Origin of the sequence: Cloacibacillus sp. An23 (genome assembly GCF_002159945.1) — a bacterium.
GTDB lineage: Bacteria > Synergistota > Synergistia > Synergistales > Synergistaceae > Caccocola.
This window is the reverse complement of sequence record NZ_NFJQ01000013.1, coordinates 57862-70495: the sequence shown is the minus strand read 5'-3', so window position 1 is coordinate 70495 and position 12634 is coordinate 57862. Positions and strand designations below refer to the sequence as shown.

At 54.7% G+C, this 12634-nt stretch carries 10 protein-coding genes; 4 read left to right on the top strand and 6 right to left on the bottom strand.

Annotated elements, in window-relative coordinates:
- The 4 genes from B5F39_RS12925 to B5F39_RS12910 form a co-directional block, all read right to left on the bottom strand.
- Nucleotides 1-194, bottom strand: a 194-nt coding sequence (locus tag B5F39_RS12925) for a 2Fe-2S iron-sulfur cluster-binding protein (protein WP_143330755.1), incomplete at its 3' end; no start/stop codon positions are given.
- Nucleotides 195-384: 190 nt separating this feature from the next.
- On the bottom strand, nucleotides 385-1878 hold the full coding sequence (locus B5F39_RS12920; protein WP_087368368.1) for a sodium-dependent transporter: 1494 nt from the start codon (nucleotides 1876-1878) through the stop codon (nucleotides 385-387).
- 631 nt (nucleotides 1879-2509) lie between these two features.
- Nucleotides 2510-3511: a hypothetical protein gene (locus tag B5F39_RS12915; RefSeq protein WP_087368366.1), complete on the bottom strand. Its 1002-nt coding sequence runs from the start codon at nucleotides 3509-3511 to the stop codon at nucleotides 2510-2512.
- Nucleotides 3512-3547: 36 nt separating this feature from the next.
- Complete coding sequence (locus B5F39_RS12910; RefSeq protein WP_158096058.1) at nucleotides 3548-4207, bottom strand: metallophosphoesterase family protein; 660 nt, start codon at nucleotides 4205-4207, stop codon at nucleotides 3548-3550.
- 244 nt (nucleotides 4208-4451) lie between these two features.
- On the opposite strand from B5F39_RS12910, the gene rbr reads away from it, so the two are divergent.
- Entirely contained in the window at nucleotides 4452-4985 is a 534-nt protein-coding gene (gene rbr / locus B5F39_RS12905) for a rubrerythrin (RefSeq protein WP_087368362.1), read from the top strand.
- Nucleotides 4986-5128: 143 nt separating this feature from the next.
- On the opposite strand, the gene B5F39_RS12900 is transcribed toward rbr, so the two are convergent.
- On the bottom strand, nucleotides 5129-5929 hold the full coding sequence (locus B5F39_RS12900; protein WP_087368360.1) for an MBL fold metallo-hydrolase: 801 nt from the start codon (nucleotides 5927-5929) through the stop codon (nucleotides 5129-5131).
- Nucleotides 5930-6364: 435 nt separating this feature from the next.
- On the bottom strand, nucleotides 6365-8383 hold the full coding sequence (locus tag B5F39_RS12895; protein ID WP_087368358.1) for a urocanate hydratase: 2019 nt from the start codon (nucleotides 8381-8383) through the stop codon (nucleotides 6365-6367).
- Nucleotides 8384-8701: 318 nt separating this feature from the next.
- On the opposite strand from B5F39_RS12895, the gene hutH reads away from it, so the two are divergent.
- The 3 genes from hutH (at nucleotide 8702) to hutI (ending at nucleotide 12539) form a co-directional block, all read left to right on the top strand.
- Entirely contained in the window at nucleotides 8702-10228 is a 1527-nt protein-coding gene (gene hutH / locus B5F39_RS12890) for a histidine ammonia-lyase (protein ID WP_087368356.1), read from the top strand.
- Nucleotides 10229-10371: 143 nt separating this feature from the next.
- A complete protein-coding gene (gene ftcD, locus B5F39_RS12885; RefSeq protein ID WP_087368354.1) occupies nucleotides 10372-11289 on the top strand; it encodes a glutamate formimidoyltransferase in 918 nt (305 codons plus the stop codon).
- Nucleotides 11289-12539, top strand: coding sequence for an imidazolonepropionase (hutI, locus tag B5F39_RS12880; protein ID WP_087368352.1), 1251 nt, complete (start codon nucleotides 11289-11291; stop codon nucleotides 12537-12539). Before ftcD ends, hutI begins: the two co-directional genes overlap by 1 nt.
- Nucleotides 12540-12634 lie beyond the last annotated feature (95 nt).

The window sequence follows — 12634 nt, the reverse complement described above, 5'->3', positions numbered from 1 at the left end:
TTGCCTATGGCGCAGAAAAATCCCCTGGTCCTCTTCATTTCGGGCGTAACGCGGTAGACCTGCACGCCGTTGGCGTGGAGCGCCATCGCTATCGGTTCACCTTCGAACCCCGTGAGCTCCCTGCCGTCGAAGGTGAACTTCACCTCGCGTCCGTGGCTGTACTCCAGTATCGGATGGTTCTTGATCAACTCCATTGTCCCTGCTCCCTCCCTGAACATCGTTTTTTTACTTTTATACCAAGCCGAAGCCCGGCTTTGCATCAGCCTTTTTTATTCTTGTTTCCCTCGGCGTTGAGCGTCCGTTTTATCGCCCAGAAAAAACACCCGAAGCCTATTGCGATACAGAAGACCATGTTCAGCTTCCACATTTCGCCAACTCCTTCCCCTACTCGATCATGTTCGAATGAATCAGGCGTTTAGCCACAATCGAATTCAGCGCGATGCAGACGAGCGTTACGACCGCCCACTCGAAAACCATAGTTCCGGGCGTAAACGGATATTTGATGATCGGCCAGAATTTATACCATTCTCCGGGATACCAACTGGCGGCCTGAAATACCCACCAGCCCCAGATGAATACGAATTCAAACGGGATGAACTTTATAATAGTCCACAGCCATTTGATTTTTACGTTCGAGCACGGCATTATGTCCTCGTACCATAGTCTTTCTGTTCCATACTTAATGGCCGCGAGCGAATAAATCAGCCCCGCGCCTAGAAGCGCGACGCCCCACGTAAAGTCCTGATTGTCGAATATCCTCATGTCGAGAGCCGAAAACGAGCCGACCACGAAGAAGAACACGGACACGCTGAGAGTCGCCTTGGTGCGCGAAAACCCCATGTCTATAAGATTCCTTACTCCGATCTCGAACAGGCCGAGCACCGTGGACAGCGCCGCCGCGAAGAGGGCCAGGAAGAATACTATGGCTAGGAAGAAGCCGCCTGCGGTATTGGCGAACAGATTCGTCAGATGTACGAAGGTCAGCCCGTTTTGTCCCGATTTCATAACAAGGTCGGGATCAGGCGCTAGGGCGTAGACGGCGCAGAGCACGACCATGCCGGCCAACAGGCACGCCACCAGGTTGCCTGACGTGACCGTCAGAGTGTTAAGCTCGATATCCTCATCCTTCGATGAATACACGAAATAAACGTGGAACATCCCCCAGCCGGCTCCAGTCGTCCAAGCCGCCTGAGTGAACGCGGCGAGCCATATCTTGGGGGATAAGAAATCTTTCGCGTCTATGTTGAACATATACGCGAGCCCTTTCCACGCGTCCGGAAGCATCAGTACGCGCACCAGAAGTATCGCGAGGAACAGGAAAATAGACGGTATGAGAATATTGTTCGCCTTTTCGATGCCGCCCTGAATACCGCGGAAGATGATCAGCGCAGTTATGACGATGGCGAGAACGAACCAGCACCACGCCTCGTAGCTCGGAGGCGTAGCGGCGAAAGCGTTGAAGTAGTTCTGCGCGAATTCTATCCCGCCGCTGCGGACTTCCTCGAGAAAGCCGGTGATTATGAGTACAAGGTACTTCATGACCCAGCCGAACACAGAGACATAATAGCAGCCTATCAGCGTGCATACGAGCGCGACGAGCAGCCCGAGCCATGCGTACTTTTCTCCGAAGAGCGCTTTAAAGCCGCCTGCGTTGGCCATTCTAGTTTTTTTGCCGAATACAGACTCCGCGCAGATAAGAGGCACGGCCCATATAAACGTCGCCACGAATGTGAGGATGATGAACGCGCCGCCGTTATTGGCCACGACCTCTCTCGGAAAGCGCCAGATGACGCCGGTTCCGATCACCATGCCGAGAATGGTGCACAACATCGCCCAGCGGTTGGAAAACTGCTCTCCGCTTTTCTTAATTTCCGCCATTAACCTTCCCCCTTTTTTTGATTGATAAGGTATATATGGGCGCAAACAACATGAATCCAGTACCGCATTCAGATAAATGTGATACGTATTCTGTCGCTTCGACTTTCATGTAAAAAATTAAAAAGCTAGATATTATATATAACGAAGACATAATAGCATTTAATCTTATTATTTGCAATATCGATGATATAAAAATAAAGAAATATATAGTTAATAAGAAATTATAAAATATAGTCCTAAAATAACCTGCAGAAAACCTCATATACAGCTAAATATTTGTTTATCCGTAGCTATTTACATTAAAATTTCAACGTAATGCGGAGAAGAAATTCATTTAATTATGAATGTAGTTAATCTTATTGTTAAAAATAGAACATATTATGTGCAAAAATACAGGAATATTAGATATTATATATTCAATGTTTCTATAATTATATAATACTTGTCGCTGGATGCGCTAAATGCAGCGCGCAGCCGCACATCCCCTGCTATGAGGCGTATGCGGCGGTGTACTTTGCGCGCTTTTGTACGGACGTCAGTGGTTGTGCCGGCTTTTTATTTTTACTTCGGATTATAATTCGTCGTGTCAGGATGCGTTGAAGCCAGGCTATTTGTGGAACGGCCGGTTCGCTCAGTGCTGCGTTTCTATGGCGCTTTCCGCGCGCATGAGCTCGTTCAGCGAGTCTATGTCCAGATTTTTTATTATCTCGTTTCGGTTCGCCGCGCCTATGTCGTTTCTCGTCATTCCGGGATGGACGTTAAGCTCTGTAAAGGCGGAGATTTTGCGGTCGTTGCAGTATACGTCGAAATCAACGAATCTTTTTCCGGCGGCGTTGTATTCAAGTCCCATCGCGAGACGCTTTATCGCCTGCACCTCGAGCGGCGTGTAGAGCTTTACCGTGTAGACCGGTATCCTCCTCCGCACGAGGGCCTGTTCGTGATCCCATTTTTCTTCAAGCACTATACCGACCTGCATTCCGTGAATGACGGTCAGAAGCCGCTGCCTCTGGAGCTCGAACTGTCCGTCAGAGTCGCATATCTTTATTTCTACGTCGTTCCAGTCGGGCGTGCCAAGCGCGTCCCCGAGATATTCTATGTCGCGCGCCGTGAGGTATTGGACGAGCGCCTCCTTTGAGCGCGAATGCACGAGCAGAGTCTTTCCGTACATCTCTTCAGTAAGAACTGTCTTTGTGAGAGATTTTTCAGTGAAATATATCAGCGTCGAGGTCGCCGGGAGGTCGGGACGGTATATCGGGTCGCGGTCGATGATCTCTCCGCCGAGATCTCTGTGTATGGCGGCCATGCCTTTGCCGATGTCGCCGAGCATGCGCATCATTATGGAGCCGGGGAGCATGGAGGCGTTTTTTACGCCCTCGGTCATTCTGCTGTTGATCAGCGATGTTAGGAACAGCTCGAGCTGATTCTCCGATACGTATGTCTCCCGCAGATATCCGCCGTCCTGCGCGGCGGAGAGGAACACGAGACAGCGTGTCGGACCGTATTTGCTGATTGCGGACTCCGGGTCGAAGGAGACAAGGCTCCCCCACGCGGAAAGCTTGCGCCTTATTTCTGAAATGTGTGCGTCAATGTCCAGTGACATGCCCTGCGGCCCTTTTCTTATCAGCGAAAGCATTGAGTTCCTCCTCGATGTGTATAATCTCGGTTGATTTTATATCCCCGCCCGCCTTTTCTGCAATCTTGCTTTTTCCGTTCCGGGCGGGTACGGTATCGCCGTCACTTCGCCGCTTTGAAGATGTATCAGGTACATGGCTTCAAGTCCGTTGAGGAACATTTTGCCGTGCTCGTCCTCTCCGGAGCGCCTGTCCATGTTGTGTCCGAACAGGCAGTACTGCGCGTCTGAACCGGCGACGGACTCGCTGCTGTGGCCTGCACAGAATATGAACTGCCCGATCGAGAACCGTCCCGGAGAGGTCCAGAGCTGTACGGTATCGCAGCTTATCTCGGAGAGCAGCGTCGGAGCGTGGTCGTGGTTGCCTGCTACGAGAATCGCGCCGTACTTTCCTTCTTCAAGTATTGAGACGAATTCTTTGATTTTCTTTTTATAGGCGCCGAGCAGCCCGCGGCGGCGCTCAAGCTTTATGTCGTCGGCGAAGTCGCCCGTATGTACGATATATGCCGGGCGCAGCCGCCGCAGAGCGCGCCTGAGATATGGGTAGAGCGTGCCCGGAGTGTCGGAGATATGCAGCAGCATATCGCTCGCGTCTATCGCCGGCGGGTTTATGCCGAACCAGATGCTCAGCCCGTCTATACGTCTGATTAAATGCGATGCCGCCCTTTTATAGAATATCGAACGGTTTTTAACCTCCACGCTCTTCACCCCTCCGATATGCGACGCAATATTTTTAGATAAATGGCAATGTCTCCTATACGATTGTACCATAATTATAAATATTTATAGCAGCGTCTAAAATTAATTATGTTTACTATTGCTTCCTTTTTCTTTAACAGATTGGCGTTAATTTGTAAAACATCAGATTACTTTCTTGATTATTTCCGTTATGGTTATACAATATAGCTATGTGTGGCAACTCTAACTCATAGGAGGAATTATTATGGAGCTTAAGGGAAGCAAAACAGAGAAGAATCTTTGGGAAGCTTTTGCCGGAGAATCGCAGGCGCGCAACAAGTACACCTATTTCGCCTCGGTGGCCAAAAAGGAAGGTTACGAGCAGATAGCAGCCATCTTCCAGGAGACGGCGGACAACGAGAAAGAGCACGCGAAGCTCGAGTTCAAGGCCCTCGGTGGCATAGGCGACACGCTCGCCAACCTCCTCGCGGCGGCTGCCGGAGAGCATGGAGAGTGGGCTGAAATGTATCCGCGCATGGCGAAGGACGCCCGCGAAGAGGGATTCAACGACCTCGCCGTTATGTTCGAAGGCATAGCGAAGGTTGAGGCCGAGCACGAGGCCCGTTACCGCGCTCTCGCGAAGAACGTCGAGGACGGCACCGTCTTCGCTAAGAACGGCAAGCTCTTCTGGAAGTGCCGCAACTGCGGAGCCGTTTTTGAACTCGACAAGGCTCCCGAGAAGTGCCCGGTCTGCCAGCATCCGCAGGCGTACTTCGAGATCCAGGCCAAGAACTGGTAAGCTTTTAGCTTAAAGCAGCCGAAAACAGAAAGAGCCGGGACTTAACGGCGTACGCCGGAGCCTCGGCTCTTTTTACATAAGTTTTATGTGTCTTATAAAATCGATAACGTTATATATTTAATCTTCCGTCCGCTATTTTTGTTTTACAGCTCAATGACTTCCATGTCGTCCAGGACGTAGAGACGGCCGCGGTAATATCTCTTTCCTTCCTCAGTATAGAGCTCGCGGCGGTTTTTGATGTTTTTATCTTCCGTATGGTAAAGGATGAGATTTTCGACGTTCAGACGCTCGGCCAGCTCGCAGGCGTCCTTGACGGTCGAGTGGTGCTTTTCATACGGACGGAATATTTCCGCCTGCGAGTGCAGGCAAAACGCCTCGTGCAGCAGCCATCTGCTTCCCTCTGCGTATTTCCGTTCGCATTCGTTGTATGGCTCGTCGCCGCAGCACGTGAGCTTCCCGCCGCCGTCAAGCTCCATTGAAAACCCGAACTGCTTTGCCTTCGTCGAACGAATATCGAAGAAGGATACCTTTCGGCCTATGATTTCGCGCTCTTCGCCGTCGCCGGCCGTTATCAGCTTCAGCCCTTCTCCTATGCACGCCGCCTCTTTCGCGCCGAGCAGAGTTTTCGCCATATCGCAGAGTATGGATATGACCTCGTCGTGCCCGTAGACGCGCGCTTCGCCCTCGTAATTTCCCCGGCTCATGTTCTGGCATATCATCCGCATCATCCAAATTATTCCGAGCAGATGGTCGATGTGCTTGTGCGTCACGAAGATGTCGCGCACATTCTTCCAGTCGATTCCCGCAAGCTTGAGCCTCCGCAGCAGAGTGTTGCCTCCCCCGCCGTCGACGAGGAACAGCTTCGCGCCGTCGTGCAGCACGAAGCAAGTATTATAGCATTCCGTGACGGTCGCGTTGCCGGTTCCGAGCATAGTTATCTTCATTATATGCCGCCTCTTTCCTATCTTTCGCGTTTCAGGACGCAGACGCGCACAAGTCCGAGCGTCGCTACGCAGCAGAATAATAACCACAGGCGCCCCGCAGCGCAAGAAACATGCGGATTAATTTACGATATAAAAATACACATACGTCTTATAAATTTGATAACGTTATGCTAGACGATAACATGCGTGAGCCGGACTGAGTGGAATTTTTGCGTATCCAGCGGCGTACGCCAAAAGGCGAAGCGTATGTCTACGCTTTGCGGAGTCCTTCTGCCGCGGCGGTTTTCTCCGACAATATAGCTAGGTCACAGTATATCCGGCGTTCTGTCAAATGATTCTCTTTCCAGCCGGCGGCGGCAGCTTCGCCGTATTATAAAACATCGGACGGGGGAATGTCCCCGTCCGATGCCGTTGCTCAAAGATGATTTTTCTGTATTACTTGCTCTTCGCTACAAGCTCCGTCAGATATGCGTCGTCGGCGATGTATGGAAGCGTGATGTGTCCGTCGCTGCGTTTCGCGTTGAAGGCCTCTACGGTCTCGATCGCGTGCTCGTTTCTCGCCCAGGCGCGTCTCGCGACTCCGCTCATGACGTCCCAGCTCATGGACTCGAGGATTATCCTGTCCACTCTTTCGCTTCCGTCGAGCACAAGCCCGAAGCCTCCGTTGATTGCTTTGCCGGTTCCGACTCCGCCGCCGTTGTGGAGAGCTACCATGCTCATGCCGCGGGCGCAGTTCCCGGCGAAGCAGTGAATAGCCATTTCAGCCATGACGTTGCTTCCGTCGTAGATGTTCGAAGTCTCGCGGAAAGGCGAGTCCGTGCCGGATACGTCGTGGTGGTCGCGTCCGAGCATGACGGGGCCGATTTCGCCGTTGCGGACCATTTCGTTGAACTTGAGAGCTATCTTCATACGGCCTTCCTCGTCCTGGTAAAGGATGCGGCACTGCGTACCGACGACGAGCTTGTTCTTTTCCGCGTCGCGGATCCAAACCCAGTTGTCGTGGTCCTGGAAGCGGCGGTCTTTGTCGATGCATTCCATCGCGGCGTGGTCGGTCTTGATGAGATCCTCTGGATTGCGCGAGAGGCAGCACCAACGGAACGGGCCGTAGCCGTAGTCGAAGAGGAGCGGCCCCATGATGTCCTCGACATAGGAGGGGAAGATGAAGCCTTCGAAGGTGTTTTCGCCGTTCTTTGCGATTTCCTTCACGCCGGAATCGAAGACGGCGCGCATGAAGGCGTTGCCGTAGTCAAAGAAGTAGGCTCCTTTGGCGACGAGGGCCTTGATGAGCTCGTAGTGCTTTTTGAGCGTCTTGTCTACGAGGCGGACGAATTCGTCGTGATCCTCGGCGAGAAGGCGCGTTCTTTCCTCAAAGCTGATTCCCTGCGGGCAGTAGCCTCCGTCGTAGACGGCGTGGCAGGATGTCTGGTCGGAGAGAAGCTCGACCTTTTTATCGTTGTCGAGAGCGTACTGGAGAAGGTCTACAATGTTGCCCTCGTAGGCTATGGAGAGCGGCTTGCCCTCGGCCATCGCTTCCTCCGCCCACTTGAAGGCTTCGGCGAGGTCTTTCGTCCTTTTGCTGACCCAGCCCTGGCTGTGGCGCGTTTCGATGCGCGACGGGTCTACCTCGGCGATTATCGCGGCGGCCCCGGCTATCTCAGCGGCTTTCGGCTGCGCTCCGCTCATTCCGCCCAATCCCGACGAAATAAAGAGATGTCCCGCCAACCCCTTGCCTTCTGCGAGGTGGAACTTCTTGCGCCCGGCGTTGAGCAGCGTGTTGTACGTTCCGTGGACTATCCCCTGCGGCCCTATGTACATCCAGCCGCCGGCGGTCATCTGTCCGTAGTTGGCTACGCCGAGCGCGGTCGCGCGGCGGAAGTTCTCCGGGTCGTCGAAGAGACCGACCATAAGGCCGTTCGTGAGAATGACGCGCGGCGCGGAGGGATGCGAGCGGAACAGCCCGAGCGGATGTCCCGACTGCACGACGAGCGTCTGGTCCTCGGTGACTATCTCAAGATATTTCTTTATAAGGAGGTACTGCATCCAGTTCTGGCAAACCTGCCCCGTCTCGCCATAAGTGACGAGCTCGTATGGATAGAGCGCCACGTCGAAGTCGAGGTTATTGTCTATCATTACCTGGATGGCCTTGCCTTCGATGCACTTCCCTTTGTATTCGTCTATAGGCTTGCCGTAGAGCTTTCCTTTCGGGCGGAAGCGGTAGCCGTAGATGCGTCCGTGCTCCTGATATTCCTTGAGGAACTCGGGAGCCAGCTCCTTGTGGTACTCGACCGGGATATAGCGCAGCGCGTTCTTGAGCGCAAGCACGACTTCCTTGTCGTTGAGCACCTGGCCCCTGTTCGGAGCCCTTCTTATACCCGGTTCGAACTCCGGCATCTCCGGCAGCCCGTTCGGGAACTCAAGCCTCAGTTCAAGCGCTTTGCCTGACGCGTCATGCATGATCTTATTCCTCCATGTATTCATCAAAATTTAAGGCCCGTCGCCTTTTTTCATAATCTGAGAAGATGATACAGCTCGTTTATAAAATAAACGTAAAAAACGTTTTTTACACTTTTTTACGCCGCTGCGGCTTTTTCGTTTTTTCTTCTTGACTTCGCCGCGTTTCATATTATACTAATTGTAGCGCAAAATTTTAGGATCAAAAAGCTTTAAAGTGTGAAACAAGTTCTCCTCGGCAAAACGTCGAGCGAGATTTAAGATTTAGAAAATTATAACATATCGCTAGAGAAGTAATAAACAGATTAAGGAGGAAATATTATGTCGACAGTCTATTTGGACGGAAAGTCTCTCACGCTGCAGGACGTCGTGAACGTGGCTCGCAAAGGTTATAAGGTGGAAATAACTCCCGAGGCGAAGAAGCTGGTCAAGGAATGCGCTAAGGCCGTACTCGAATGGGCGGACGAAGGCCGCGTCGTCTACGGCATCACGACAGGCTTCGGCGACCTATCGACGGTAGTCATACCGCGCGACAAATGCCGCCAGCTCCAGGAGAACCTTCTTCTAAGCCACTCCTGCGGCTTCGGCGAACCTTACCCCGAGGACGTCGTGCGCGCGATAATGCTGCTCCGCATCAACACGCTCTCGCGCGGATACTCCGGCATCAGTCTAGAGACGCTCCAGCAGATGGTCGATTATCTCAACCTCGGCATCCACCCCGTCGTGCCGACGCAGGGCTCCGTCGGAGCGAGCGGCGACCTCTGCCCGCTCTCGCACGTCGCGATAACCCTCATCGGCCACGGCAACGTAGTCTATCAGGGCAAGACGATGCCGGCCTCCGAGGCGCTCGTCAAGGCCGGCATGAAGCCGGTCGAGCTCCAGCCCAAGGAGGGCCTCGCGCTCAACAACGGCACGACCGTAATGAACGCCGTCGCGGCGCTCTGCGTCGTGGACGGCATCAACATGGAGAAGAACGCCGACATAGCGGCTTCGATGTCGGCCGAGGCGCTTCACGCCGTCCCATACGCCTTCGACAAGAGGACGCACGACCTTCGCCCCCAGGTTGGACAGGGAATCGTAGCCGAAAATATGCGCCGCCTGCTCGAGGGCAGCGAGATCGTCGAAGCATATAAAAAGGACCGCGTTCAGGACGCCTACTCGCTGCGCTGCCTGCCGCAGGTACACGGCGCGAGCCGCGACGCGATAGCCTACGTCAAGGAAAAGATAGAAATAGAGATCAATTCCGTCACCGACAACCCGATAATCTTCCATAAGGACGGCGACGCCGTGAGCGGCGGCAACTTCCACGGGCAGCCGATGGCTATGGCGATGGACTTCTTCGGCATAGCGGCGGCCGAGTTCGCCAATATCGCTGAGCGCCGCGTCGCGCGCATGGTGGATCACAAGCTCTCCGACCTGCCGCCGTTCCTCGTCTCCGACAGCGGCGTCAACAGCGGCTTCATGATCCCGCAGTACACCGCTGCGGCCCTCGTCTCCGAAAACAAGGTGCTCGCCCATCCATCGGTCGTCGACTCTATACCGACGTCGGCGAACCAGGAGGACCACGTCTCGATGGGCGGCTACAGCGCGCGCAAGGCACGCCAGATACTCAACAACACGAACCGCGTTATCGCGATAGAGATGGTCAACGCGGCGCAGGGCATGGACTTCCGCGCCCCGCTGAAGCCCGGCAAGGGCTCCGGCGCCGCGCACGCCGAATTCCGCAAGCACGTGCCGTTCTACGAGAAGGACCAGTTCATGCAGCCGCTTCTTCTGAAATCGCTCGAGCTGGTCGAGAACGGCGCGATAGTCGAAGCGGTCGAGAAGGAAATCGGCGAGCTCAAATAAATCTCCCCAAAAGCGGCAAAATATAACCGCACGTTAAATGTAAAAAGCGGCCCGTCCGCTTTTTACATTTATTTTATGCGCGAAAAGTTATACTATATCCGTATGGGTTCTCATATATACACAGTGAAAGGCGTGACGGCTAAATGCAGTTGATTGAATGCGTACCGAATTTCAGTGAAGGCAGGAGACAGGACGTCATAGATGAAATAGTAAGCTGCTTCAAGGGCAGGCGCGGAGTCTACCTTCTCGACCACCGCGCCGACGAGGATCACAACCGCCTCGTCGTCAGCCTGGTCGGAGCTCCCGCTCCGATACAGGAAGCGCTGCTCGACGCCGCAAAAACTGCCCTGAAGCACATAGACATGAACGCGCACCAAGGCGGGCACCCGCGCATCGGGGCTGTAGACGTCGTTCCTTTCACGCCAGTCAAGGGAATAACTATGGAGGAATGCATCGAGCTGGCGCACAGCTTCGGTGAACTCTACTATAAGGAGACTGGCGTCCCCGTCTACTTCTACGAGGACGCGGCGCTGCGCCCGGAGCGCAAGCGTCTCGAAGTAATACGCAAAGGCCAGTACGAGGTGCTTAAGGAGGAGGCCAAGACCAACCCCGACCGCAGGCCCGATATAGGCGAGGCATGTCTCCACCCCACAGCCGGAGCGACGGTCATCGGCGCGCGTAAATTCCTAGTAGCCTTCAACGTCAACCTCAACACGCCGGACGTGAATATAGCGAAGAAGATAGCGACGGCTGTCCGCGCGTCGTCGGGCGGCTTCTGCCACGTCAAAGGCATCGGCCTCGCGCTTGAGGAGCGCGGCATCTCTCAGGTCAGCATGAACCTCGTTGACTACGAAAAGAATTCGCTCTACCGCGTGCTCGAAACGATACGCATGGAGGCGAAGCGCTGGGGCGTCGATGTGCTCGAGACGGAGGTCTACGGCATGATACCGGTGAACGCGATACTCGAAAGCGCGTCGTATTATCTTCAGATAGCGGGCTTCGACCCCGAGCAGGTGCTTGAGCTGCGCCTGCTTGAGCTTATGGGAAAGGATGCTGAATAATGGGAACTAAAAAGCTTTACCGCAACATGCGCCTCTTCACCCCCGTAGACGGAGGCCGTCCGCTGGCCGGAAAGGAACAGGCGAACGTCAAAGAGATAAAGAAGGCCGCTATGCTCGTCGCAGGCGGAATCATAGAAAAAATAGGCGAAGAGGACGAAATACTCAAAAACGTATGCCCATGCGAGGTCGCCTTGGAAAAGGACTTCGGCGGGGCCTGCGTAGTTCCGGGTTTCGTAGACCCGCACACGCACATGTGTTTCGCAAAACGGCGCGAGGACGAGTTCGGCATGCGCCTCGCCGGACTTCCCTATCTCGAGATACTCGCGCGCGGCGGAGGCATACTCTCGTCTGTCAACGCCGTGAAGGCCGCGACCGAAGATCAGCTTTTCGAGACGACGAAGAAGCTTGCGCTCTCCGCTCTCGCGAAGGGTACGACGACGGTAGAAATAAAGAGCGGATACGGCCTCGAGCTCGGCCTCGAGCTGAAAATGCTCGAAGTCATAGGGCGCGTCGGGCGCGAGACGCCGCTCGACGTCGTGCCGACCTTCATGGGCGCGCACGCAGTCCCGCAGGAATACAAGGGGCGCGCCGACGAGTTCGTCGACGAGGTGCTCGTCAAGCAGATGCTGCCGAAGGTCAAGGAGCAGGGCATCGCTGAGTTCTGCGACGTATTCTGCGAAGAAGGGGTATTCTCTGTGGAGCAGAGCCGCAGGCTGCTGAAGGCCGCCAAGGAAATGGGCTTCGACACGAAGATACACGCGGACGAGGTGAACGACCTCGGCGGTGCCGGACTCGCGGCGGAGCTTGCAACGCGCTCGGCGGAGCACCTTCTCGCCGCTTCCGAAGAAAACCTGCGCGCTATGGGCAAGGCCGGCTCAATAGCCGTCCTGCTCCCCGCTACGGCCTACAGCCTAAAGAAGCCCTACGCGAGAGGACGCGACATGGTCGACTGGGGCGTCCCCGTCGCAATGGCGACCGACTGCAACCCCGGCTCATGCTTCTGCGAGTCAATGCCGTTCATCTTCGGCCTCGGCGTGATGTGCATGGATCTTTCCGTCGAAGAGGCGCTCACCGCGACGACGCTCAACGCCGCCTACGCGCTGAACCGTGCGAAAAAGCTCGGCAGCCTCGAAGCCGGCAAACAGGCTGACTTCCTGGTCCTCGACGGCGAAACCCCGACGGCCCTCGCCTACCATGCCGGCGCGACGTCGATAGAAGAGGTTTACAAGCTCGGTGAACGCGTGGCGTAAAGGACGGTTCCAATACGCGCGACATATTTGGCGGCCCGTCGGGGCCGCTTTTTCTTTGCTGGATTTCCGCGCGAAAGGCGGCCGCGCCGTCAGTG